Raw genomic sequence first — 26235 nt, 5'->3', positions numbered from 1 at the left:
TTTTTATGTTTAAATGTAAGCATATTAAATTCAATAAATTAGCTATGCAAAATCTGCCTTTTAGTCAAATGCCACTGGCGCGTTGCTCGCGCGAACGCAGTAAACCTGAATTTATCACGCAACAACTTAATAGCGACAACGCCAAAGTACTGCTTTTCTATCAAGATATGATGTTATCGACTAGCCACCTTGATGATTTATTGTGGTTAAGTGTAAAGCAAGTGACAACAATTTTAGGGCGTGCGCCGCACCTCTTTTTAGGGCTTGAGAATAATACCCCATACTTTGCTATCGAAATAACCCAGCAAGAATTAGCGCTTGATGAATTAAGTTGTTATCAAACACTGCCATTTCGCAGCCAACTCGCCAGTTTCCCTGCTGCCAGTGTAGCGATCGCAGGCTATGCAAAAACCTTATTACATTGGCACAAAACACACGTATTTTGTGGGCGCTGTGGCAGCCAAAATACCTCGTATGAAGGGGGATACTCCCGTCGCTGTGATAATAAAAAGTGTGGTCACATTACGTTTCCTCGTCATGATCCCGCGGTTATTATGATTGTTCGTAAAGTATTTGATGATGGTGTTGAGCGCTGCTTGCTTGGACGCCAAGCATCGTGGCCTGCGGGAAATTATTCAGCACTTGCCGGATTTGTGGACGCGGGTGAAACGCTCGAAGAAGCGGTCATTCGTGAAGTAAAAGAAGAGTCGGGCATTGATGTGTCTGAGGTCGAATACATCGCATCGCAGCCTTGGCCGTTCCCAAGTTCAGTGATGATTGGTTTTATTGCTACGGCAAGCAGCACAACAATTGATATTGGTGAAGATGAACTGGAAGACGCGAAGTGGTTTAGCCGAGACGAATTAGCGCAATTTGGTGAGTGGGGCGATGATTCATCAAGCTTTAAAAAGCCGCGTTATAGCTCGATTAGTCGCTTCCTGTTAGAGCATTGGATTAACTCATAACAAATTAGATTTGATTAGACGTCTAAAAGTCTATTTAATGTTTGTAACAGAACCAAGAGTAGAATCGATTTATGAAAGCAAATACCCAAATTATTCACGCAGGTCGCAAGTCAAAATACACCCAAGGGGTGGTTAATCCGGTTGTACAACGCGCATCTACCATTGTTTTTGACTCAGTAGCGCAGATGAAAGAAAACACCGCCAAGCGTGGTGAGCAAGCACTGTTTTATGGTCGCCGTGGTACGCATACCCACTTTGCTTTACAAGACGCAATTACTGAACTTGAGCAAGGTGCAGGCTGTGCCTTGTTTCCAAGTGGTGCGGCAGCGGTTAGCAACGCTATTTTGTCGTTTGTAAAAACGGGCGATCATATTTTGATGGTCGATACCGCGTATGAACCGACACGTGACTTTTGCGAAAAAATTCTCGCAAATATGGGTGTGAGCACCACTTATTATGACCCACTTATTGGTGAAGGCATTGCTGACTTGATTCAAGACAACACGGTATTGCTTTTTTTAGAAGCGCCGGGTTCGATTACCATGGAAGTACAAGACGTACCTTTACTGACTAAAATTGCGAAACAACATGATTTGCTGGTATTTATTGATAATACCTACGGTAATGGCTATTTCTTTAAGCCACTAACCCATGGTGTTGATGTGTCAATTCAAGCAGCGACTAAATACATTGTTGGTCACTCAGATGTGATGATGGGCGTAGCAATTGCAAACGAGGCATGTTGGGAGCAGTTACGTGAAAATGCCTACTTAATGGGGCAATGCACATCAGCTGATGATGCTTACCTTGCCATGCGAGGTTTACGTACATTGCCGGTACGCCTAAAGCAACACGAACAAGCAGCATTAGAAATTGCCAATTGGTTAAAAGACCACCCACTCGTGGATCACGTACGTCACCCAATGCTCGACACATGCCCAGGCTCAGAAGTGTTTAAACGTGATTTTAGCGGTAGTACAGGCCTTTTTAGTTTTGTATTAAAAGAGGGTAATCAAGCTGCGATTACTGCACTTTTAGATGGTATGCAACATTTTAAAATGGGTTATTCGTGGGGTGGTTTTGAAAGCTTAATTACCGTAACAACCAGTTTTAATCGCATTCGTACGGTAACAAACTACGATTTTTCAGGGCCTTTGGTGCGCATTCATGTTGGACTTGAAGACGTAGATGATCTTAAACTGGACCTTGCCGAAGGACTTGAACGTTTTCAAGCACAATTAAAATAAATAAAGGATTTGTATGGGTTCAACTAGCTTTCATCGTGTAATTGCATTTGCGCAATTTGAATTTTCACGGTTTCTATTTTCAAAAAGAGGGCTAGTTGCCATTATTAGCTACCTTGCGATTTGGTCACTTATTTTGACCAACGTGGTAGCGAAAGGCGCTGCGTTTTTTAAAGATCCCCAGTTTGAACGCTTTATGGCGCAATTACTTGGCGAAGTAGGGCTTGAAAACTTATCTACGTGGGCGGTTCCTGAATTAATCGTATTTTGGTTAGTCGCAGTGCTGACCTTTCCATTTTTTGCCATGTTTTCCGCAGCCGATCAGTTATGCAGTGATAAAGCGCGTGGCACGATTCGATTTTTACTGTTGCGCGCAAAACGTGAAGATTTATTGCTTGGCCGCTTTCTTGGTCAAGTATTGGTAGTTGCTGCGTTTATAGGTATTGCCTTATTGGCAAGCATTATGTTGATTGTTTGGAATGATGTCGGTCAACTTTCAGGGTCACTGCATTTAAGCAGCCGAATATTGGTTGATTTAATGTTTGTTGTATTACCGATGATTGCCTTTATGCTGCTGTTAAATGTTTATTCAACATCATCTAAACAAGCCATTGTTCATTGTTTACTGTTGCTTACATTAGGCAGCATTATTATTGGCTTATTGGCAGAGTATATTTGGCAGGGCTTTTCATTTTTAGGTTACTTACTGCCTAACGCAAGCTTGTTTGACACCTTAGCGTTAAGCGCCAGTGTGTCTGAACAATATTTGCTGCCACTTGCACAAACGCTTATCTACGGTGCGCTTACGTTTACATTATTTAAGAAGCAAGGGGTGTAACCATGATTGAACTTAAAAATGTAAGCAAACACTTTGCTAGCAATCAGGTATTAACGAACGTTTCAATGACCATTGAAAGTGGTGAGCCGGTTGCGATTATTGGCCCTAATGGTGCGGGTAAAACCACGCTATTTAGTTTAATCTCGGGTTTTATTTCACCAAGTAGTGGTGAAGTACTGTTTGATGGCGACACAATTCCTCATGCAGCGCAATTTGGTAAATTGGCGGTATTACCACAAGATGCACAGCTTGATCCGCGCTTTAGTATTGAAAAACAACTTGCTTTTTTTGCCAAATTACAAGGTTATGCAAAAGCGCCTGCGCTTGTTGAGGTGACACGTGTGTTATCGCAAGTAGGGTTAATTGAACACAAAACAAAAAAGCCACAAGAATTATCACACGGTATGCGAAAGCGCGCCTGTATTGCCCAAGCGCTGATAGGGAATCCCTCATTTGTATTACTCGATGAAGCCACAGCAGGGCTTGACCCAATTCATGCGAAAGAGATAAGGGAACTAATTGCCAGTTTGAGCTCTGAGATTACGTTTATTTTGAGCTCACACGATTTGGCAGAGCTTGAGCGCTTGTGCCAGCGCGTATTTGTGTTTGAAGCCGGTAGTTTGAAACAATATTCAGGTGATATCGATACGCAAAACCATGCTTATTTGACCTTGCGATTAAAACAGCATAGTGATGATTTTGCTAAAACCATTTCAGGGCTAAATGGGCTAACACAAATAAAAACAACGCAATCACGCGAGTACTTAATTGAATATGAGGCCAGTGTAACTGACTTTGATATTCAATTGCTGCAACACTTACATCAAAAGCAGATTGCATACCAACAAATTTACAACGGAAAAACGCTTGAAAACCAGTTATTTGATTAAAGATTTTGATGCCATGGCGCTGCCTCAAGTGCCAAGCTATGAATATGCTTGCGCTATTTGCGATTTTACCAATGAAACACATTGGCAGCCGCTGATTGAGCAAATATGTGAAAATAATGATTTAGCGCTTAGTGTAGTAGAGCGCGTTAGCTCAGGCGAAAATCCCACATTTTTATTGCACAGTGCCAGCAATCAAGCTTTTTACATCAAATTTATTGCGCCAAATTGGCTGTTTCAGTATCACCATGAAAAAGAAGCGCTCACTTTATGCGACGGGGCAACTCTACCTATTGCGACACCTAAATTGATTGCGCACGGTGAGCTCAATAACTGGGGTTACTTAATTACAAAAGGGCTTGAAGGGCAACTTCTGTCAGATATTTACAATGAACTAACAGATGATGAACAACAATCGATAGCCGCGCAATTAGGACGTTTTTGCCTACAAATGCACAGTATTCCCATGCAAAAAACAAGCGTACTGTACAAAGATTGGCAAGAATTTATTGATGAGCAATACCACAATAGCTACGCCAGAAGAAAACGCCAAGGCTTGCGTGCAGATTTTTTAGCGGATTTTATTCCCTATATTGCGCATACGCCTTATACCGCACCAGACACCACTAATCTGTATTTAGTACACAGTGATTTGCACCCAGGTAATTTATTAGTCAAACGCGGTGATGACGGCATTTCACTTTGTGGTGTAATTGACTTTGGTGATGCGTTAGTGTGCAACGAGCCACTTTTTGAAGTCACGACAGTAGGCTTACTTGTAGCAAAAGGTAATACAAAGGTTTTCCAGCAGTTTTTAGAAAGCTACCTTTATCAAGTTGACGATAAACGAACTTTACTAAACAGTTTAATGACACTGACATTGTTACGCCACACAGGTAACTTAAATTATTTAATTGAATATGTACCCGGTGTAAAACAATGCAAAAATTGGCAAGATGCTGAACAGTATCTTTTTCCGATATAACAGCTAAGGAGACAACAATGGGACTTTTATCAGGCTTATTGGGTAATGCAAGTGAAGTAGACAGCGAGGAAGTTGAGCGTTTTATTGATTCAGCGCTAATTGACGGTGAGCAAGTTGAAAAGGCGTATAAGGTTATTCGCGACGTTTTAGTGTTTACCAATAAACGCCTAATTTTGGTTGATCGCCAAGGTGTACGCGGTAATAAAGCCGAAGTACTTTCAATTCCTTACAGCAAAATAACTAAATTTAGCAAAGAGTCAGCAGGTACATTTGACCTCGATGCTGAATTAAAAATCTGGTTAGGCTCTGAGCCAAATCCGCTAACAAAAGAGTTTAAGGCGGGAGACGATATCGATCAGGTTTACAAAATTTTAAGTCAATACACATTAGGATAGTGGCAAGTTTTATATGAAGAAATTTCTTTTATCAGGTTTATTAATGGCGGCGACTGGTGTAAATGCCGCGAGTTATCAGTCGTTTAACGAATTTAATTATGTTAATGCCGATAACTACGATGGTTTTGCATTGAGCAGCCATTACTTTTTTAAACCGCAAGCAATGATTGGTGTGTTAGATGAGTTTGGCTATCTAAATACCGATACTAACCTGTACGGTTCAATTCATAATTTTTATGACGATAATGCTTACAATATTGGCGGCGAGTATTTTTTACCGAATAATGTCTTTATCACCGCAGGCGTTGCCAAACAAGGTGATTATGATGCTTTTAGTGCTGGCGCCGGCTATCTGATTAACGATGATTTTAAAGTCAGTGCACGCTATAGCGATGCCGATGGTCAAGACGGCGAAGTATTTGCGCGCGCTGAATACAATCATCAAATCAACCGTATTGATTATCTTGCGTTTAGTTTTGATACTGAGGTAGACCTCGATAGCTGGGAATTGGCGTCTCGCTATTTTATGGCACTAAACAGTGCGCAGCATTTAGCCGTTGATGCATCCGTGACTGAAACCGGGAATGATATAGTTACCCGTGTATTTGGTACTTATTATTTAAACCAAGCAATCTCTGCAGGCCTTGGTGTAAATGACGGCAAGTTTGAAGTAAAAGCGAAATATTATACCGATGCTAATTTTGCCTTTTCAATTGGCTATCAAGATATTGATGAAGCACTTGTTTTTGGAGTGTACGGCCAGTTTTAAACGTATTTAAACAATAAAAAACCGCTGAAATTCAGCGGTTTTTTTGTTTAAGCTAAGTTATACCAATTCACTTAAATAGCAGATCATCCTAGCGGGCTAAATATCATGCTAACTGCGTTAAAATTTATCAATGTAGAACAAGTACATAAGAAAAATTCCGCCTTGTTACCATTTCATTTATCCAGCGCTATCCCTGATCACATACTTAACAGAATTGGTATTAGATTACCAACCGCACTGGCGGCCTTTGTTTTGCTCGTCTAGGTATTTTTGTAATGGTGCAAAGTAATCAAGAATTGCTGTCGCATCCATTTCTGGTTTACCTGTTACGCTTGCAAGCGCTTCTTGCCATGGACGGCTAGAACCCATTTTCAGCATCGCATCTAAACGTTCGCCTGCTTCTTTTGAGTTATAAACGCTACAACGGTGAATAGACTCTTTGCTGCCAGCGATTTCACACAATGCGCGGTGGAATTCAAATTGTAGAATATGCGCTAAGAAATAACGTGTATAAGGTGTGTTACCTGGTACGTGGTATTTCGCGCCGGGATCAAAGTGTTCTTCAGTTCGTGTTACAGGAGCTGCAACACCTTGATACTTTTCACGCAGTTCCCACCATGCTTGGTTGTAGTTCTCTGGCGTTACTTCACCTGAGAATACTTTCCAGCGCCATTGGTCAACAAGTAGGCCAAATGGGATAAATGCAATTTTATCCATTGCCATTTTCATTAGAAGACCGATATCTTTTGATTCATCCGGTACTTCATCAAGTAAACCGATTTCTTTTAAGTAACCAGGTGTTACAGAAAGGGCGATAGTGTCACCAATTGCTTCGTGGAAGCCATCGTTAGCACTTTCTTGATAGTAAATTGGTTGCGTGTTGTATGCGCGCTGGTAGAAGTTATGACCCAGTTCGTGGTGAATTACTGAGAATTCTTCACCAGTACGTTGGATACACATCTTAATACGTAAGTCGTCTTTGCTATCTAAGTTCCAAGCTGAAGCGTGACATTGCACGTCGCGATCTTGTGGTTTGGTAAACAGTGAACGCTCGTAGAATGTCTCAGGTAATGGTGCAAAGCCCATTGACGTAAAGAATTTCTCAGCACCGCGCACCATTTTTAGTTCGTCATAATTGTGCTTAGCAAGCAATTCAGTTACATCATAACCCGGATCGGCGTTCGCAGGGGCAACCACATCGTAGATATTACCCCACGTTTGTGCCCACATGTTACCAAGTAAGTGTGCTGGAATTGGCTTGTCTTGTGGTACTTTGTCTTCACCGTACTTTTCGCCTAGTTTTGAGCGAACGTGACAGTGTAGTGAATTATATAGTGGCTTAACCTGACCCCAAATACGGTCTAGCTCTTTGGCAAAATCATCGGCAGGCATATCGTATTTACTGCGCCACATAGCGCCAGTATCTGCGTAGCCAAGCTCGTTTGCGCCTTGGTTTGTTAACTCAACCTGTTGCTCGTAAAGAGGACGCATTGGTTTAGCAACTTCGCGCCAGCCAGTCCAAATATCAAGTAGTTCGTCGTAATCACGGCTTGTTGCCATGGTTGCAGTCATATCGCCAAGGCTTAAGCACTTACCGTCTTCTTGACAGTATTTACCTTTACCGTAAAGGCCGCCAAGTTCAGCAACGATTTTTGAAAGCTCAGCTGTTTTAGCTGGATCTTGTGGTGCAGGCAGGGTGAGTGCAAGCTTCAGTTTATCTAGTTTACGACGACTGTCTTCGTCTAGGTCTAATTTATCAAATTTAGACGCTTCATTTGCTAAACGAACTACGGCAGCGGTCATCTTTTCGTTTGCAGCAGCAGATAGGCCAGATGTATCGTGCGTAATAAAGTTTGCGTAAATCCACTCAGCACGGCTAACTTCGTTATAAAGCGCCATTAATTCTGTTTCAGTATTTGCTAAAAACGCTTTAGCGTCTTTTACAGTTACTTGTTGTGCTGATTGTGTTTCTTGTTGTTTGCTAGTTGCATTACAGCCAGTAATCGCGACCGCTGATGCGACGAGTAATGCGGGTAGTGAGAGTTTAAATGATGTCATTATTGTTTCCCTTAAAGTAATGGCCTAAAGCCAACAATGCATATTAGCAAGTCGTGGTTTTTGGGTAAATGCCAGTTAGACTTTTTCAGGGATTAAGTCATACTTGGGTAAGCGTTAAATAAATTCAAGGGATAGTTTTTACAATGTTGATTTTTATAATAATTGTTTTTGTTATTGCCGCGATTTTTGGCATTCGTGCCAATCGCCTAAGATTTGTAACAAAACCTGTTTTTAACTATTTCAAAAAGGCTTTGCCGCCGCTGTCAGATACAGAGCGCCAAGCAATGGAAGCGGGGGATATTTGGTGGGATGGCGAACTGTTTTCTGGTAGACCAAATTGGCAAACATTTCGCGAGTACCCCAATCCAAAACTGAGCGCAGAAGAGCAGAGTTTTATCGATAATCAAGTATCCACATTATTGGATATGTTGGACGATCACCAAATTGTGACCGAACGCGATTTACCTAAAGCGGTATGGAAGTATTTAAAAGAGGAGGGCTTCTTTGCCTTAATCGTACCGAAAAGTCACGGTGGTCATGGTTTCTCCGCGTATGCTAATTCAACTATTGTCAGTAAAATTGCCTGTTCGAGTTTATCAGCGGCGGTTACGGTGATGGTGCCAAACAGTTTAGGGCCGGCAGAATTACTTGCTCATTATGGTACGAAAGAGCAACAAGATTTTTGGCTACCTAAACTGGCAAATGGCGATGAAGTCCCGTGTTTTGCTTTAACTGCCTTAGATGCAGGTTCTGACGCTGGGGCAATTCAAGACTACGGTGTGGTGTGTAAAAAACGCTATAAAAACAAAATGACACTGGGCATCAAGCTCAATTGGCGTAAGCGTTATATCACACTAGCGCCTATAGCATCGGTTATTGGCTTAGCATTTAAATTATATGACCCAGATGGATTACTGGGCGAACAAGAAGATTTAGGCATTTGCTGTGCACTTATTCCGGCAAAAACAAAAGGGGTCACTACGGGTAAACGTCACGACCCGATGGGCATGGCATTTATGAATGGCCCAACCGAAGGGGAAGATGTCTTTGTGCCACTTGATGCGCTAATTGGCGGTGAAGATTATATTGGTAAAGGCTGGCGCATGTTGGTTGAATGTTTGAGTGCGGGGCGAGGTATTTCGTTGCCTGCACTTGCGACTGCAACAGCTCACTTAACTACGCGCACAACCAGTGCGTATGCATTAATTCGTAAGCAATTTGGTTTGCCAATCGCACAGTTTGAAGGCGTAGGCGAAAGTTTAGCGCACATTGCTGCGATGAGTTATCTTACCGAATCGACACGACGTATGACAACAACGGCACTTGATCTTAATTTAAGCCCTGCGGTGATCACTGCCATTACTAAATACCACCTTACTGAAATTGGCCGAGATATCGTAAATCATGGTTTTGATATTCAAGCGGGTAAAGCGGTGCAAAATGGGCCAAGTAATAGTTTAGCAAGTGCCTACAAAGGCACGCCTGTATCTATTACGGTTGAAGGGGCAAATATTTTAACACGTTGTTTAATGATTTTTGGTCAAGGGGCAACGCGCTGTCATCCGTTTATTTTGAAAGAAATGGAAGCGGTGGCAATGGATGACGAACAAAGTGGCTTACATCAATTTGATGAGTATCTTTGCAAACATATCGTACATACATTAGGTAATTTTGGCTTTAGCTTTTTCCATGGGTTAACCGCAAATTGGTTTGTGCCTAAGGCAAGCGCAGGACCAGTCGCGCATTATTATCAAACGCTGACAACACTGAGTGCTTCATTTGCGTTTTGTGCCGATTACGCAATGTTGCGTTTGGGCGGAGCATTAAAACGCAAAGAAGCAACATCAGCACGTTTAGGTGATATTTTAAGCCAGCTTTATTTAGCTAGCAGTGTGTTAAAACGCTATGAAAACGACGGTAGGCAAGTCTCCGATTTACCTTTTGTTAATTACGCCATCGACCATTGTTTGTATGAAATAGGCCAAGCCTTTGATGCGTTTTTTGCCAATATCTCATTTGGCAGTGTGATTCGTTTCGCGGTTTTTCCGTGGGGAAATCCGTATCACAAACCAAGTGATGAAACATTAAATCAAGTGGTTAATAGTTTAAGTAACAACGCAGTTATGCGTGAGCGATTATGCAACTTGTGTCATATCAAAGCGGGTAGTGATATTGATAATATGGAGCGCTTATTAGTGATTTTGTCTGAGCACAAAACGTTGATATCGCGTTTTGAAAAAGTCATTAAACATGCGCGTTTTGATATTAAGTTTGACAGACTAAATGCGATAAACACGTTGAGTGATGAGTTTAATCAAGAAGAATTAGCGCAACTCACTGAGTATGAAACGCTGCGTCAAGCGGTAATAAAAGTAGATGAGTTTGAATCGTTTGATTAACGAAGGCTAAAATAAAACGCTCTTTGTAATGCGCAGATTGCAAAGAGCGGTTTAATCAGCACAGTATTAACGCGCGTAAGGGTCGTCGAGTACTTTTTCGATGTACCAAGTACCTTTTACTTTAATAAGTTTAATCTGACGCATATCGGCGATACGGTTACCGTTATGTTTACCGTGTAAAATAACGTTTAACACGGCAGAATCGCCAAATCGCTTACGCACACTGCGGCTACCGTGGTCGATTTCAATTTCCACTTCGTCAAAACGCATATTTAGTACATTGCGTGCAAATTGCTTTGTTGAGCCGTATGACTTGATAATGCGGCCATATTTTGGCACCGATGCATTGACTGCTTTATTAATGTCGTCTTCAAGCAATACTGCGTAGAAAAATTCAGATGCTTTATATTCAGGTGAGTCGTTATCTGCTTTTATTTCAGGCGCAGTTTCACCGCACGCAGCAAGCAATATAAACAAAGATGAAAGAAAAATAGTACGTAACATATGCCTAATAGTCGTTATTTTTATTTAGGCTAAGTGTGGAATGATTTTGATAGGATGTAAAGTGCGAAGCGGTGCTTCGCACTTTTAAAGCAGTAAATTACTGCACTAACTCTTGATCTGTAAACTCTTCAGCAAACAGTGGGCTAGTTAGGTAACGCTCTGCAGAGCTTGGTAAAATAACAACGATTTTCTTATCTTTGTTTTCTGGTAGTTCAGCAATACGTTTTGCTGCAACAACCGCGGCACCAGAAGAAATACCTGCAAGAATACCTTCTTCTTTCATTAGGCGGTGCGCCATCGAGATTGCGTCATCGTTTGAAACTTGCTCAACACCGTCAATCATTTCAACGTCTAAATTACCTGGGATGAAGCCTGCACCAATACCTTGGATTTTGTGAGGACCCGGCTTTAATTCTTCACCTGCAATTTTTTGGCTGATCACTGGTGAATCAACTGGCTCAACTGCGATTGATTTAACGTCTAGGCCTTTTTCTAATTTTAAGAAACGGCTAGTGCCTGTAATCGTACCGCCTGTACCAACACCGGCTACGAAGAAATCTATATCGCCATTAGTTGCGTCGAAAATCTCAGGACCCGTTGTTTCGAAGTGAATTTTAGGGTTTGCTGGGTTTTCGAATTGCTGTAGTAAAATGTACTTTTCAGGTTCGCTTTGCTGAATTTCTTGTGCTTTTTCAATCGCACCTTTCATGCCTTTAGCGCCTTCAGTTAATACTAGGTTTGCACCTAACGCTTTTAGTAGCTTACGACGCTCAAGGCTCATTGTGTTTGGCATAGTTAACGTTAGTTTATAACCACGTGATGCAGCAACAAATGCAAGTGCAATACCTGTGTTACCTGAAGTCGGTTCGATTAACTCTTTGTCTTTGGTTAATTCACCTGACTTTTCAGCTTCCCAAATCATTGATGCACCAATACGGCACTTAACGCTGAAGCTTGGGTTGCGCGCTTCAATTTTCGCGTATACGTTACCTGACGTTACACGGTTAAGTTTAACCAGTGGTGTATTACCAATGCTCAGTGAATTATCTTCAAAAATGTTACTCATTATGTGTATCCCTAAATGTTCGGATTCATTTACGCTAAGCATACTGACTAGTTGCAAAAACGAAAGGAAAGTTTGGCTATAATATATAGCCAAACTGCCTGAAATAGGCGTTTATGGCTAAATTAGCAGTGTTATTGGTAAAGAACGTGAAATAACACGAAAAAAAACGAAATATCAGAAATAAAAAGGGAAGCCTTAGCTTCCCATAAACGTCTCTAACTTATAGCATCCAAGCGTATGACATTTTCATAAATACTGAACGGTCTGTCTTCTCAATTTTTGATAAGTCATCATCTTGATAACCGTTATCGGAATAGCCAGCAAAAAACACCGTTTGCGGATTCACTTTATAAGAGTAGAGCAGTTGAGTTGAAAACCCTTTGTAGTGCGCCGTTACATCATCGATGTAATTATTTGGGTTGCGCTCAATATCGCGATAAATTACGGCTAATCGTACAAAACTTCGGTTGTTAAACTGATAACTTAATCGCGCATCCGTTAAGTTTGCAGTGAATAGGTCAGCACCGTCCACGTCCATCGCTTCATATGTATGACGCAAGCGCAATTCTATATGGCGGTTTAAGTTCATATTTAGTACTGGGCGAATACGGGTTTTATCGCCTAAACGATTGTTTGCTAAGTCGATATGATTACCTGTATTAGCGTAAAGTGAGGCAAACATGCCTGAGATTGGTTTAAATTCTAAATACACCCCAACGAGATTTTCGTTAAATAGCGTGGTGTTACCATCTATATCTAAGTGCGCTTTATTATGGCGAAGACCGACGCGGTCGCGCTGGAGCAATTCAATTTTACCGTAACTTTGCAGTGGCCCGTTAAATGATAAGTCTGCTTGAACTTCTTTTTCTAGCAGTTCGCCGTTGGCGTTATGGCTAATATCCCAGTCACTGTAAAATTCTATGCGATTATACCAATTAACACCTTGCTCACCGTACCAACGATAACGACCACCGCTAACAAACTTATTGAAATCAACTTGGTTCATAAAACCTAAATCGCCGCGGAAATCTTCACCAAGATTGTCATAGCGTGCAAATAGACTCCAATACTTTTCGTTGTGCTCATAACTAAGCTTATAGGCAATATCGTCAATTGCTTGCTCAGAACTGACACGTAAATATTGTTCGCTTATTTCGCAATCTTGCTCATTTTCACATTGAATGCGCGCTTGTTGCTTGCACGTCGAAAGGTTATCGGCGTCGCAAATGCTGTCTCTAAATTCATCGGAATACTTTGTTCGCGACATCGCAAGTTGTGCGATAAAGGTATCGTTTTCGGTTAAACGGTATTTGCTATCAAGTGACGAGACATAATTGTAGTAGTCATCTGCACTTCGTGCGGTTGTCGTTGCGGCTATAGAGAAGTCGTTAGTAAAGTCATAGCGATAACGTGCCGCAACATTGTTACTTTTACTTTCTAACGAGACAATAGTCGAGCCTAGGTTACCGGGAATAATCACATTGCTTTGGTTATCGTTAGCGATAAAGCTACCAAAGGTATGCGAGCCAACGCTTCCCGTTAGTTTTACCCCGGCGTCAGGCTCAGCCACATTACGGGTATAAATGAGATTCCAAGGTGTTGAAAAGTAATCGGTATTCTCTAAGAAAAAGGCACGTTTTTCTGGAAAAAACAAAGTGAAACTGTTGTTGATACCGAGCTGTGCAACATCGGCTTCGACTTGTGAAAAATCAGGATTAATGGTTGCGGTAAGCGTAACTTCAGGCGTGATCCCCCATTTTAGGTCTAATCCCGGCTCTAAGGTGTTATCTGCTTGCCAATCTTCAATGGGTGCAACACTGACATCGCGGCTTTCGCTGCGGCCAGCAACAATGGTTGGCACTAGCGTTAGGTTATTGCCTTGCTCTGCTTTTTCAAAACCTGACACGGTTTGCATTTGACAAACCCAACAGCTGTTCGCGTGGTCGATTTTTATTGATGAAATACGCAAGCGTTCATTTCGTGGTAAAAAGCGAACAAATTCCATCGCCATTTTTTTGCTGTTGTTGCCTTGTTCGAAATTTAATATGCGAAACGGAATTGAAATCTCAACAACATAACCCGTTTCAGTTAATTGCCCCGAGCTGTGCCAAATACCATCCCACGCATCGCTTTCTTGGCCTGTTAGCACGTTTTCAATGGAGTCCATTTGCACGCCAAGGGGATTAATAAAAAACTGATACGCCAGCTTTTCGTTATTGTATGAGTCAATTTTCAAACCCACTAAGTCATCGCTCCAGTTTTTATCACGGTCGCGATAAAACGCGCGAATCGCATTTGGGTTTGAATCACTTACCACATAAGCGACATTGAGTGATTCACCATCTTCATAAACAAGTGCGTAGGCTTGCTCCTTGGCTGCCTTATTTTCATAGGGCCAAGTGATATTGTTGATTTCGATGCGTTTTGCTTGCTGCCACACACTTTCATTTATATTGCCATCAATGACGACTGAATCTGATAAAAATGGTATTTCAAGTGTGGTGTCGGTTTTTGCTATTGCAGAGGTAGAGAGTAGAGCAGCACACAGTGCTAGCGTGTATTTCATTTTAATTGCACGAGTTTTTATAGTTTCGCAGTATTTTAGAGTGTTGCGGTTTTTCGAGCAATTTAGATAAGGTTAAGCAACAAAAAATAACGATAAAGTAACCACTTTATCGTTATTTTTACAAGGTAGTTAGTTTTTAGCGCGCCACTAACATCATTACTCCAGGCACAACGAAAAAGGCACCTAGCACATAACCTAACGCTAAAGATTTATTATTTGAACCGACTTCAGCCAGCTTACTTGCAGCACGAAGCGGTAATTCACGTAGGAATGGTGTGCCGTAAATAAGCGCAACAGCAAATACGTTAAACATTACATGAACAAGGGCGATTGTTAATGCCACTTCGGCAGCTGCGCCTGTAATTGATGTAGCAGCAAGCAGCGCAGTAATGGTGGTACCAATGTTTGCACCTAGCGTAAACGGGTAAATTTGTTTAGTCGAGAATACACCACTACCTGCAAGCGGGATCATTAAGCTTGTTGTTGTTGACGATGATTGCACCATAACCGTAACCACAGCACCCGATGTAATACCTGCAACAGGGCCTTTACCAATTGCGCGGTGTAGCATTTCTTTGGCAGTGCCAACGAGCGCTTTTTGCAATAGTTTACCAAGAGTTGTTACTGCAAATAGAATCAGTGCAATACCCACAATTACCATAGCAATACCAAGAGTTTTGCCATCGAAAAATGCAAGACCATCTTTAATTACGCCTACCGCAGGCTTAACAAGTGGTTTGATAAAGTTATAGCTTTTAAGTGATAGGTCAGCGTCGCCCACAAATAAATGCGCAAGGCTTTGAGATAGTTTTTGTAAAATGCCGAACGCTAATTCAAGCGGTAGGAAAATCGCAACAGCAATTAAGTTAAAGAAATCGTGTACTGTTGACGCTTCAAATGCGCGTTTAAATTCTTCTTTTGAACGAATATGACCAATTGATACTAAGGTGTTAGTAATAGTTGTACCAATGTTCGCACCCATAATCATTGGAATTGCAATATTAATAGGTAATCCGCCAGCTACTAAGCCAACAATAACCGAGGTAACGGTTGATGATGATTGTACTAACGCAGTTGCGAGTGCACCAAGCAATAATGCAACAAATGGGTTGGTTGCGAATGCAAAAATTTCTTTCGCACCTTCACTGCCACCCGATGCAAGTTTAAAACCGCCACTTACGGTACTAACTGCAACTAAAACCAAATAAACTAAAAATGCGATAGCAGCCCAGTTTAAAAACTTGGCCGTAACACTTTGTTGGCCGTTTATTGGATTTGACGTATTTTGACTCATTTCATTTCTCTTGTTTTCGACGACCTTGTTGGTCGTGTTATGTGACATTTACATGTCATTTTTGTGACGACGCGGATTAAAACAAAGAAATGTGAAAGAAATATTACAGTGAGTGTAATATTTCAAAGTTAACAACAATCAATGTGTTGTTATCGTCATTAAATTGCTGTTAGAACGTTAAAATTTCGTAATGTAATAGATTGTAAATGATGAAGTTTTTATAAATCGGTGAGTTAGTGAACAATCGGTCAAAATAGCCATGGAAATCCAATTTAAGTTGTTCGACTTTGATAACTAATGTGCTATGGTTAGGCCTCTTAAATCTGTCTTACATTGATAACCGTGAGGTAACTCCTTGATTAACGTATTGTTAGTTGATGACCATGAACTCGTTCGCACAGGTATAAAGCGTATACTTGATGACGTACGTGGCTTTAAAGTGGTTGGTGAAGCGAAAACTGGCGAAGAGGCGGTTCAGTTTTGCCGTCAAAATAACCCAGATATCGTACTCATGGATATGAATATGCCAGGTATTGGCGGTTTAGAAGCAACTAAAAAGATCTGTCGATTCTGCCCAGATGTAAAGGTCATTGTATTGACCATGCAATGTGAAGACCCATTCCCGAGCAAAGTAATGCAAATTGGCGCACACGGTTACCTAACCAAAAGTGCAGGTCCTGAAGAAGTCGTTAATGCTATTCGCGCTGTGAAAACAGGGCAGCGTTATATTGCGCCAGAAATTGCGCAGCAGATCGCACTAGCGCAGTTTAGCGGACGCAATGATGAAAACCCGTTTGCAAGCTTATCAGACCGCGAATTACAGATTATGCTGATGATCACGAAAGGTGAGAAAGTACAAACTATTGCAGATCAGCTTAACTTAAGCTCTAAAACGGTCAATTCATACCGTTACCGTATGTTTGAAAAGCTTAATGTGGGTGGCGATGTAGAATTAACACACCTTGCTATTCGCCATAAAATGATTGAGATTGACGCCGAATAACACGATGTCGGCGTTTAACGCAAAAGCCTTTCTAAAAACCGTATCAAATGAACCCGGCGTTTATCGAATGTTAGACGTTAAAGGGCAAGTTATATACGTTGGTAAAGCAAAAAATTTAAAAAAGCGTCTTTCAAGCTATTTTCGCGACAACATTCCCGAAAACAAAACCCGTGCGTTAGTTGCGAATATTTGCGGTGTTGAAGTTACACTGACGAATACCGAAACCGAAGCGCTACTGCTTGAAAATAATTTAATAAAAAAATACATGCCGCGTTACAACATCTTGTTGCGCGACGACAAATCCTACCCTTATATTTTAGTAACTAACCATACTCATCCGCGTTTAGCATTTCACCGTGGTGCACGAAAAATTAAAGGCGAATATTTTGGCCCTTATCCAAGTGCCGGAGCCGTGTCTGAAAGTTTGCGCCTAATGCAAAAGATTTTCCCAGTGCGTCAATGTGAAGATGCGTATTATCGGGCACGCAGTCGCCCGTGTTTACAATATCAGTTAAAGCGTTGTTCAGCGCCATGCGTCGGTAAAATATCCGATACGGATTACCAGCAAGAAGTCGATATGGTGAAAAAATTTCTGGCGGGGCGCTCGTCAGAAGTAATCGCAACATTGGTTGAAAAAATGGAAGCCGCAAGTATCTCGCTCGAATTTGAAAAGGCAGCGCAATTGCGCGACCAAATTTTATTGCTGCGCAAAATGCAAGAACAACAAGCAGTATCAGGCAATGTTGCAGAGCTGGATGTAATTGGTTTCTCGGCTAAAAATGGCTTGGTGGCGGTACATGTATTGATGATCCGCGACCATAAGATTTTGGGTTCCAAAACGTATTTTCCAAAAACGCCAAAAGACAGTAGCAATGAAGAAGTCTTGGAATCGTTTTGTGCGCAATATTATGTGCAATTATCCAATACCGGACGAATTCCAAAACAATTAGTTGTACCGTTTGCATTTGCTGGCAGTGATACGTTAGCAGAAGGGTTATCGGCAATTTGCACTAAGAAAATTACTTTTGTGTTAGCGCTACGTGGTGAAAAGGCTGACTATTTGGCACTTGCTAATAAAAATGCAGCAAATGCCTTAGAAGTAAAACAAAGTGCAAAAGACTCCATTGCGAAACGTTATGCTCAATTAAAAGAAGCGCTAAGTTTAGAAACTATTAATCGTATGGAGTGCTTTGATATTAGTCATACCATGGGCGAAAACACAGTTGCGTCGTGTGTGGTATTTGACGATCAAGGTCCAGCAAACAAAGAGTACCGCCGCTTTAATGTTGAAGGCATTACACCAGGTGATGATTATGCTGCCATGGCATTTGCACTTAGAAAGCGTTACAACAAACTGACTGACGAAAGTAAAATCCCCGACATTATTTTTATTGACGGTGGTAAAGGACAGTTAGCACAAGCTGAAAATTATTTTGCTGATTGGCCACACAACAAATTACCGCTATTAATAGGTGTTGCCAAAGGCACATCACGAAAACCGGGTTTAGAGACGCTATTAATTGATGGCGGCAGGCGCACGGTGAATTTATCCTCGGATGCGCCAGCGTTACATTTAATTCAACATATACGTGACGAAAGTCACCGTTTTGCTATTGCTGGGCACCGTAATAAACGTCAAAAGCAGCGCAATACATCTGTGCTAGAAGAAATTTCAGGGGTTGGCGCGAAAAAACGTCAAGCCGTATTAAAATATTTAGGTGGCATTCAAGGGGTAAAAAGCGCTACTATTTCTGAATTGGAGCGAGTGCCGGGCATTAGTCGTAGCATCGCAGAACGAATCTATCATCATCTAAATGATGACAAATAAATAAAATACCAATATGTGGAACATTCCAAATACACTTACAGCTTTTCGCCTGATCTTAATTCCGATTTTTATTGTTTTCTTTTTTATTCCAGCTAAGTGGTCTTTTTTCTGGGCCGCATTTATTTTTTGGCTTGCCTCAGTCACCGATATGTTAGATGGCTATTTAGCAAGAAAACTTGAACAATCAACACCATTTGGTGCGTTTCTTGACCCTGTTGCTGATAAAGTAATGGTTTCAGTTGCACTTATTGCATTAACCCAACATTACCAATCGCTCTATATTACGATTCCGACCATTATTATTATTGGTCGAGAAATTATTGTATCGGCATTGCGTGAATGGATGGCTGAAGTGGGTGAGCGTGCCAATGTGGCGGTATCGCAATTAGGTAAAATTAAAACCGCAGCACAAATGCTGGCGATTATTGGTTTGATTTGGCAGTACGATAGTCAAATGATCACCTTATCATTTGTATTATTTTATATTGCGACTATCTTAACCTTTATTTCGATGGTGCAATATTTGGTTGCTGGCTGGGGCGCGTTGTCTCAATCAAACAATTAAATTGGTGTTTGTGAATTGAAATAAGTGCATAAACGAGTGTTTTTAAATCATTTTAGATAAAAAATAATCAAACAACTTATTTCCGACATTTTTATGTTGACGCGTTTAATAATCTATGTAGAATGCGTCGGTGTTGAGAGGGGAGTGGTTAACTAACTACCCAATTGGAAGTGCGAGTATAGCTCAGCTGGTAGAGCGCGACCTTGCCAAGGTCGAGGTCACGAGTTCGAACCTCGTTACTCGCTCCAACTTCTTAAAGAAGTCGGCGGAATGGCAGAGTGGCCATGCAGCGGATTGCAAATCCGTCTACCTCGGTTCGACTCCGGGTTCCGCCTCCATTTTCAACACTCCACATGCGAAAGCAGCCCGATGCCCGGGTGGTGGAATTGGTAGACACAAGGGATTTAAAATCCCTCGTCAGTAATGACGTGCCGGTTCAAGTCCGGCCCCGGGCACCATTGATGTTAGAATCAATTTGATGCGAGTATAGCTCAGCTGGTAGAGCGCGACCTTGCCAAGGTCGAGGTCACGAGTTCGAACCTCGTTACTCGCTCCAAATTGGTTTTTGCTGCAACGTAGAAACCCGATGCCCGGGTGGTGGAATTGGTAGACACAAGGGATTTAAAATCCCTCGCTAGTAATAGCGTGCCGGTTCAAGTCCGGCCCCGGGCACCACTTATTTGAGTTAGGCCTCACAAAAAGCCATTGGCAGCGAGTATAGTGCAACTGCTCGAAGTGACTTTATGTTACTAAGTTAAAAAACGGTTGAAATAGAACGCGAGTATAGTTCAGCTGCTCGAGGTGATAACGCGACAAGGTAGCTTTAGTGCCAAGTTAAAAAACGGCTAATTGGAATGCGAGTATAGCTCAGCTGGTAGAGCGCGACCTTGCCAAGGTCGAGGTCACGAGTTCGAACCTCGTTACTCGCTCCAATTTTTAGGGAAAATAATTGATAACTTGGTATCACCAAGGCAGAACTCATAACCTTAAGAGTTCCAATCAATTATTTATCCAGCTTCATTATGAAGACATTGGCGGAATGGCAGAGTGGCCATGCAGCGGATTGCAAATCCGTCTACCTCGGTTCGACTCCGGGTTCCGCCTCCATTATCGAAAGATAATACTCTCCACATGCGAAAGCAGCCCGATGCCCGGGTGGTGGAATTGGTAGACACAAGGGATTTAAAATCCCTCGTCAGTAATGACGTGCCGGTTCAAGTCCGGCCCCGGGCACCACTTTATATCAAATTTAATTCCTTATAATTCTAAGCATATTTTTAGCTAAATTTACTTTGCTTTGCATCATCTGATGTTTTAGGATCAGACCCACGATGGAACACAAGTTTAACACTTTGAAAAACGCACTGATTTTTACTTTATTACTGGTTTTCAGTAAGGCTGTTTTAGCCGTTGAAGTGACCGATCTTTATCAATATAAAGCGGTAGTTGATGATAAATCTCAAGCGCAGCAACGCCGAGCAAACCGTGTTGGTTTTATTGGTGTGCTTGAAAAAGTATCGGGTCGGAGTATTGATAAGTCACACCCTGCAATTGGTGATGCGTTTAAAAATCTGTCTCGCTTTGTACTCAAATACGAGTATGAAGAGTCTTTATACCAAACGTATTTAAAAATTAGGTATCAGCCGCAATTAATCGACGGCGTACTTAATGAGATGGAAATCCCGATTTGGGGTAACCGCAGACCGCTGACGTTAATTTGGCTTGCAATTGAAGAAGACGTGCAACGTTCCTTAGTCACCAAAGAAGACTACCCACAAATTTTTCACTTGCTCGATACCAATAGTAACAATGCAGGTTTACCAATTGTTATGCCGTTACTTGATCTTGAAGATCGCATGAATTTAACGGTTACAGATGTGTGGGCTAACTTTCCGCAGCAAATTTTAAATGCCTCGCGTCGTTACGAACCTGAAGTAATTGTATCGGCAAGGCTGTATCAACGCGAGAATGTATGGCACCTGGATTGGCAGTTTACCAACCAAGGTACATTCCAATTACACCAGCTTAAGGGTGACAAACTCACGATTATCGGAGAGCTTGTTAGTAGTATTTCAACGCAAATCGCCAAGCAGTATGCATCACTTGGTGAAACTGAAGTTGCGAGCAGTGTGTCAGTACGCTTTTTTGGTGTAAAAGGCATTAAACAGCTTGAGGCGTTAAAAACTCGTTTACGTACACTGACCCAAGTTGATGAATTAGATATAAATTTCCGTCAAGGGGAACGTGTGGATTTAGTGTTATATCTTAATGCACACGTAGATAGCTTGAAAAAAGCGTTACAATTGGATTCACAATTTGAGATTATTTTTGATCCATTTAGTCATCAAAGTACACAACAACTTGAGTATCAGTGGCTAAGCCAGTAATGAGTGAATATCAACAAATGGCGTTGCCGGTAACATTGCCGGACGACGAAACATTTATGAGCTTCTTTGGCGGTGAAAATTCCCATGTGGTTAAACAACTTGAAGTGGGATTAACACAACTTCAAACAATGCCATTTAATTATGTGTACTTGTGTGGTTTTTCTGACTCAGGTAAATCACATTTGCTGTATGCAACGTGTATTCGCGCACAAGAACTCGGCTTATCGTGTTTTTTGTTATCCTGTAAAGATCTTGCTTGGCTTGACCCACACGTGCTTGACGACTTAGAAAAACTCGATGTAATTTGCATTGATGATATTCAGCAAGTAGCGGGCGACCCACTGTGGGAAAAAGCGCTATTTAATTTTTTCAATCGCTTCAATAGTGAAGGAAAAATGTTAGTAGTAGCGGGGGATTTACTGCCTAATATGCTTAATATTGCATTGCCAGATCTCGAATCGCGACTCAACTGGGGCACCACCTTTCAAATCCGCTCGATGAGTGATGATGACAAAGCCGAAGCGTTAGTAAAACGTGCGAAAATGCGTGGGCTAACACTCACTGAAGAAGCAACACGTTTTTTATTGTCGCGCGTTAGCCGTGATATGCGTGCGTTACTGGATATTTTAGATAAGCTTGATCACGCTTCAATCGTTGAACAGCGCAAGCTTACCATTCCTTTTATTAAGTCTATTTTGGATCTTTAAGCTAGTTTGGCACGTTTTGAAAAATCGTGCTCTTGCCTTTTTATTTGTTGCGCATGTATCGATGCGGGCGAAATGCAGCAAAGACGGTGTTGAACATAAAAATATAAACCCGCTATTTATTGATTCTTCGTCTTAGTTCTAAATTGTTTTTTATCGCAATATGCGACCACTAAATTAGTGCAATTGAAATAAGCCCAAAAAAACCACCTAAAATTAACAATAACGTGCCTTTTTAACCATTATCGCTCTAGTAAAAACAATTGTTTTTCGGGTATCATAATGGGCTAATTTTTATTAAAAAATGTTACGTTAATCGATAGTTAAACGTTACGAGAAATCAAGCCAACTCAATATAATATTGAGCTGGTTGGCAAAAACGAGTGAAAAGCCCTTATGAATTTAGAAGCAATCTTGGCTGAAGCCCTTGAAGCTGTTGAGAAAGCCAGTGAAATCGCTCATTTAGAAGATGTGCGCGTAAATTACTTAGGTAAAAAAGGCGAGATTACTAGCCTATTGAAAAGCCTAGGTAAAATGGACCCAGAAGAACGTAAAACTGCAGGTCAGGTAATTAACCAGGCAAAGCAGCAAGTTCAAGAAAAAATTAATGCGAAGCGTGAAGCGCTACAAGAAAAAGCATTAGCAGAGAAGCTAGCAAAAGAAACTATTGATGTGACGCTACCGGGTCGTACTCAACCGACTACGGGTCTACATCCTGTAACACGAACTATCGAACGAATTGAAAGCTTTTTTGGTGAGCTAGGTTTTGCTGTTAAATCTGGTCCGGAAGTGGAAGACGATTTCCATAACTTTGACGCGTTGAATATTCCTGAACATCACCCAGCACGTGCTGATCACGATACCTTCTATTTTAACCCTAAGCTGGTATTGCGTACGCAAACAAGTGGTGTACAAATCCGTACTATGGAAGCGGAACAACCACCACTGCGTATCATTTCACCGGGCCGTGTATACCGTAATGATTACGACCAAACGCATACGCCTATGTTCCACCAGGTAGAAGGCTTGATGGTTGATAAAAACGTAAGCTTCACAGAGCTTAAAGGGATTTTGCACGATTTCTTACGTAACTTTTTTGAAGAAGATATGGAAATCCGTTTCCGTCCTTCGTACTTCCCATTCACTGAGCCATCAGCAGAAGTGGACGTAAAAGGTAAAAATGGTAAATGGTTAGAAGTATTAGGCTGTGGCATGGTTCACCCAAATGTACTTCGCTCTGTTGGCATCGACCCTGAAGAATACACAGGTTTCGCATTTGGTATGGGCGTTGAGCGCTTAACCATGTTGCGTTACGGCGTAAATGACTTACGTGCATTTTTCGAAAACGACTTAAAATTCCTAAACCAATTCAAGTAAGAGTGAAGTAACAATGAAATTTAGTGAAAAGTGGCTAAGAGAATGGGTAAACCCAGCAATTGATACTGATGCACTTTCTGAGCAGCTGTCGATGGCAGGTCTTGAAGTGGATGGTTTAGACGCCGTTGCCGGTGATTTTTCAGGCGTTGTTATTGGTCAAGTGGTTGAATGTGGCCAACACCCAGATGCAGACAAATTACGCGTAACTAAAGTAGATGTTGGCGAAGACGAACTACTTGATATCGTTTGTGGTGCTGCAAACTGTCGCCAAGGTTTAAAAGTAGCGGTTGCTAAAGTTGGCGCGGTATTACCGGGCGATTTTAAAATTAAGAAAGCAAAATTACGTGGTCAGCCTTCTCACGGCATGTTATGTGCGTTCGAAGAGTTAGGCATGGCTGAAAGCTCAGACGGCATTTTAGAATTACCTGGAGACGCTGTAATTGGCACAGATATTCGTGAATACTTCGGCTTAGATGATGTGACTATTGACGTTGATTTAACCGCAAACCGCAGTGACTGTCTTGGTATTAAAGGTCTTGCACGCGAAGTAGGCGTATTAAACAGCCTTGACGTTACTAACGTTGAAATTACGCCGGTTACACCGACAATTGATGACAAAATTGACATTGAATTAGTTAATCCTGAGTCATGTCCTCGTTATTTAGGTCGTGTAATTAAGGGCATTAACCTAAACGCTGAATCACCACTTTGGATGGTTGAGAAATTACGTCGCAGCGGTATTCGTTCAATTGATCCTGTTGTTGATGTAACAAACTACGTATTACTTGAACTTGGTCACCCAATGCACGCGTTTGACTTAAACGCAATTGAAGGTGGTATTAAAGTACGTAACGCAAATCCAGGTGAAGAGCTTGTATTACTTGACGGCAATACGGCAAAGTTAAAAGAGAACACGCTGTTAATTGCTGATAACCAAAAAGCACTTGCGATGGCGGGTATCTTCGGTGGTGAGAAATCAGGTGTTACCGAAACAACACACGATATCTTATTAGAAAGTGCATTCTTTAGCCCGCTGGCAATTGCAGGACAAGCGCGTAGCTACGGTTTACATACGGATGCATCGCACCGTTATGAGCGTGGTGTTGATTACAAACTTCAGCATGACGCAATGGAACGTGCAACCCAACTATTACTTGATATTGTTGGCGGTGAAGCAGGCCCTGTAGTGGAAGCTGTATCACAAGCGCACCTACCAAAAGCTAAATCAGTGACATTACGTCGCGCACGTCTAGACCGCGTTATCGGCTACCACATTGAAGATGCAACGGTAACAAATATTCTTACTCGTTTAGGTCTTACAGTTAGCTTTGAAAATGATACATGGCAAGCTGATGTACCGAGTTATCGTTTTGATATTTCAATTGAAGAAGACTTAATTGAAGAAGTTGCACGTGTATTTGGTTACAACAATATTCCAAATGTAGCACCAACGGCGAAATTGGCGATGACAGATCACCAAGAAGCAGTGCTGCCGCTTAAGCGTTTTCGTAACGAGCTCGTTAGCCGTGGTTACCAAGAGGCAATCACCTACAGTTTTGTCGATCCAAAAGTACAAAACTTGTTACACCCAAGTGCCGATGCGCTGGTATTACCGCACCCAATTTCAATTGAAATGTCGGCGATGCGCGTAAGCTTATTACCAGGCTTATTAGGCTCTGTGGTATATAACCAAAACCGTCAGCAGTCACGTATCCGCCTATTTGAGTCAGGCTTAAAGTTTGTTAAAAACGATGCCGCTGAAAATGGTGTTGAGCAAACGCAAATTATAGGTGGTGTGATTTACGGTAATACGCATAACGAACATTGGGGTATCGCATCAACACCGGTCGACTTTTTTGATGTAAAAGGCGACGTTGAAGCACTGTTAAACCTGACTGGTGATATGGCGAATATTTCGTTTGTTGCTGAACAAAATGAAGGTTTACACCCAGGTCAATCAGCTTCGATTATAAGAAATGGTAAAAAAATTGGTTACTTAGGCTGTATTCACCCAGAAATACAGTCTAAACTAGGGATTAACAATCAAGTTTTTGCCTTTGAAATCGAGTTGTTAGGTTTAGAAAACCGTGTATTACCTGAAGCGGTTGAGGTTTCTAAGTTCCCATCTAACCGACGCGATATTGCGATAGTTGTTAAAGATTCGGTAAATGCTGGTGATATTTTAGAGTCAATTAAAAAAGTTGGCGGAAATCAACTAGTTGACCTAAACTTATTCGACGTGTATAAGGGCAAAGGAGTTGAGGCTGATCACAAGAGTTTAGCGATTGCATTAACACTGCAAAATTCAGAGCGAACTCTTGAAGAGAAAGACATCAATTCAATTGTAGACTTAGTGGTGGCCGAATTGGCTGAACAATTTAACGCATCGTTGAGGGACTAG

Annotated in this window: 20 protein-coding genes and 8 tRNA genes; 23 read left to right on the top strand and 5 right to left on the bottom strand. The window is 41.6% G+C overall.

The annotated features are described in order from the left end of the window. The first annotated feature begins 44 nt into the window (after positions 1-44). The 7 genes from nudC to L1068_RS04935 all read left to right on the top strand — a co-directional run bounded on the left by nudC (position 45) and on the right by L1068_RS04935 (position 6083). Complete coding sequence (gene nudC, locus L1068_RS04965; protein ID WP_237129342.1) at positions 45-965, top strand: NAD(+) diphosphatase; 921 nt, start codon at positions 45-47, stop codon at positions 963-965. Positions 966-1036: 71 nt separating this feature from the next. Next, entirely contained in the window at positions 1037-2212 is a 1176-nt protein-coding gene (locus tag L1068_RS04960) for a cystathionine beta-lyase (protein WP_237129341.1), read from the top strand. A gap of 13 nt (positions 2213-2225) precedes the next feature. Beyond that, positions 2226-3047, top strand: coding sequence for an ABC transporter permease subunit (locus tag L1068_RS04955; protein WP_237129340.1), 822 nt, complete (start codon positions 2226-2228; stop codon positions 3045-3047). A gap of 2 nt (positions 3048-3049) precedes the next feature. Further along, on the top strand, positions 3050-3937 hold the full coding sequence (locus L1068_RS04950; protein WP_237129339.1) for an ABC transporter ATP-binding protein: 888 nt from the start codon (positions 3050-3052) through the stop codon (positions 3935-3937). Then, complete coding sequence (locus L1068_RS04945; RefSeq protein ID WP_237129338.1) at positions 3915-4919, top strand: aminoglycoside phosphotransferase family protein; 1005 nt, start codon at positions 3915-3917, stop codon at positions 4917-4919. The genes L1068_RS04950 and L1068_RS04945 overlap by 23 nt, the downstream gene beginning before the upstream one ends. 17 nt (positions 4920-4936) lie before the next feature. Further along, positions 4937-5314 (top strand): PH domain-containing protein, encoded by a 378-nt coding sequence (locus L1068_RS04940; protein WP_010559920.1) that lies wholly within the window; start codon positions 4937-4939, stop codon positions 5312-5314. Between the two features lie 13 nt (positions 5315-5327). Beyond that, positions 5328-6083 carry a putative porin gene (locus L1068_RS04935; protein WP_237129337.1) on the top strand — a complete coding sequence of 252 codons (756 nt, stop codon included), beginning with the start codon at positions 5328-5330 and terminating at the stop codon, positions 6081-6083. Between the two features lie 225 nt (positions 6084-6308). Here the strand turns inward: L1068_RS04935 and L1068_RS04930 are convergent, their stop codons facing one another. After that, positions 6309-8141 (bottom strand): M2 family metallopeptidase, encoded by a 1833-nt coding sequence (locus L1068_RS04930; protein WP_237129336.1) that lies wholly within the window; start codon positions 8139-8141, stop codon positions 6309-6311. Positions 8142-8284: 143 nt separating this feature from the next. Between L1068_RS04930 and L1068_RS04925 the strand changes: the two genes are divergently transcribed. Beyond that, complete coding sequence (locus L1068_RS04925; RefSeq protein ID WP_237129335.1) at positions 8285-10540, top strand: acyl-CoA dehydrogenase; 2256 nt, start codon at positions 8285-8287, stop codon at positions 10538-10540. Positions 10541-10606: 66 nt separating this feature from the next. Here the strand turns inward: L1068_RS04925 and L1068_RS04920 are convergent, their stop codons facing one another. The 4 genes from L1068_RS04920 to L1068_RS04905 form a co-directional block, all read right to left on the bottom strand. Then, a complete protein-coding gene (locus L1068_RS04920) occupies positions 10607-11044 on the bottom strand; it encodes a hypothetical protein (protein WP_237129334.1) in 438 nt (145 codons plus the stop codon). Positions 11045-11141: 97 nt separating this feature from the next. Then, positions 11142-12110 (bottom strand): cysteine synthase A, encoded by a 969-nt coding sequence (gene cysK, locus L1068_RS04915; protein ID WP_010559925.1) that lies wholly within the window; start codon positions 12108-12110, stop codon positions 11142-11144. 220 nt (positions 12111-12330) lie between these two features. Then, positions 12331-14676, bottom strand: a complete 2346-nt coding sequence (locus L1068_RS04910; protein WP_237129333.1) for a DUF5916 domain-containing protein — start codon at positions 14674-14676, stop codon at positions 12331-12333. A 136-nt stretch (positions 14677-14812) separates the two neighbouring features. After that, complete coding sequence (locus tag L1068_RS04905) at positions 14813-15970, bottom strand: Na/Pi symporter (protein WP_054981505.1); 1158 nt, start codon at positions 15968-15970, stop codon at positions 14813-14815. 355 nt (positions 15971-16325) lie between these two features. Here L1068_RS04905 and uvrY point away from each other — a divergent pair, with 355 nt between their 5' ends. The 15 genes from uvrY to pheT all read left to right on the top strand — a co-directional run bounded on the left by uvrY (position 16326) and on the right by pheT (position 26235). After that, a complete protein-coding gene (gene uvrY, locus L1068_RS04900; protein WP_010559928.1) occupies positions 16326-16973 on the top strand; it encodes a UvrY/SirA/GacA family response regulator transcription factor in 648 nt (215 codons plus the stop codon). A gap of 4 nt (positions 16974-16977) precedes the next feature. Beyond that, the gene (gene uvrC / locus L1068_RS04895; protein WP_237129332.1) at positions 16978-18801 is read left to right on the top strand and encodes an excinuclease ABC subunit UvrC; all 1824 of its coding nucleotides are present in this window, start codon (positions 16978-16980) and stop codon (positions 18799-18801) included. A 13-nt stretch (positions 18802-18814) separates the two neighbouring features. Beyond that, positions 18815-19366, top strand: coding sequence for a CDP-diacylglycerol--glycerol-3-phosphate 3-phosphatidyltransferase (pgsA, locus tag L1068_RS04890; protein WP_010559930.1), 552 nt, complete (start codon positions 18815-18817; stop codon positions 19364-19366). A gap of 172 nt (positions 19367-19538) precedes the next feature. After that, positions 19539-19614, top strand: a tRNA-Gly gene (locus tag L1068_RS04885). Between the two features lie 16 nt (positions 19615-19630). After that, positions 19631-19704: transfer RNA gene (locus L1068_RS04880), tRNA-Cys, on the top strand. Between the two features lie 33 nt (positions 19705-19737). After that, positions 19738-19824: transfer RNA gene (locus L1068_RS04875), tRNA-Leu, on the top strand. 22 nt (positions 19825-19846) lie between these two features. Continuing rightward, a tRNA-Gly gene (locus L1068_RS04870) sits at positions 19847-19922 on the top strand. Positions 19923-19954: 32 nt separating this feature from the next. After that, a tRNA-Leu gene (locus tag L1068_RS04865) sits at positions 19955-20041 on the top strand. Between the two features lie 181 nt (positions 20042-20222). Continuing rightward, positions 20223-20298: transfer RNA gene (locus L1068_RS04860), tRNA-Gly, on the top strand. Positions 20299-20399: 101 nt separating this feature from the next. Beyond that, positions 20400-20473, top strand: a tRNA-Cys gene (locus tag L1068_RS04855). A 42-nt stretch (positions 20474-20515) separates the two neighbouring features. Further along, positions 20516-20602, top strand: a tRNA-Leu gene (locus tag L1068_RS04850). Between the two features lie 95 nt (positions 20603-20697). After that, positions 20698-21753, top strand: coding sequence for a DUF2066 domain-containing protein (locus tag L1068_RS04845; protein WP_237129331.1), 1056 nt, complete (start codon positions 20698-20700; stop codon positions 21751-21753). Further along, positions 21753-22460 (top strand): DnaA inactivator Hda, encoded by a 708-nt coding sequence (hda, locus tag L1068_RS04840; RefSeq protein ID WP_010559932.1) that lies wholly within the window; start codon positions 21753-21755, stop codon positions 22458-22460. The genes L1068_RS04845 and hda overlap by 1 nt, the downstream gene beginning before the upstream one ends. Before the next feature lie 393 nt (positions 22461-22853). Next, a complete protein-coding gene (gene pheS / locus L1068_RS04835) occupies positions 22854-23834 on the top strand; it encodes a phenylalanine--tRNA ligase subunit alpha (RefSeq protein ID WP_010559933.1) in 981 nt (326 codons plus the stop codon). 13 nt (positions 23835-23847) lie between these two features. Next, positions 23848-26235 (top strand): phenylalanine--tRNA ligase subunit beta, encoded by a 2388-nt coding sequence (gene pheT, locus L1068_RS04830; RefSeq protein ID WP_237129330.1) that lies wholly within the window; start codon positions 23848-23850, stop codon positions 26233-26235.

The organism is Pseudoalteromonas sp. MMG024 (genome assembly GCF_021654175.1).
Lineage (GTDB): Bacteria > Pseudomonadota > Gammaproteobacteria > Enterobacterales > Alteromonadaceae > Pseudoalteromonas.
This window is presented reverse-complemented; position numbering and strand designations above follow the sequence as displayed.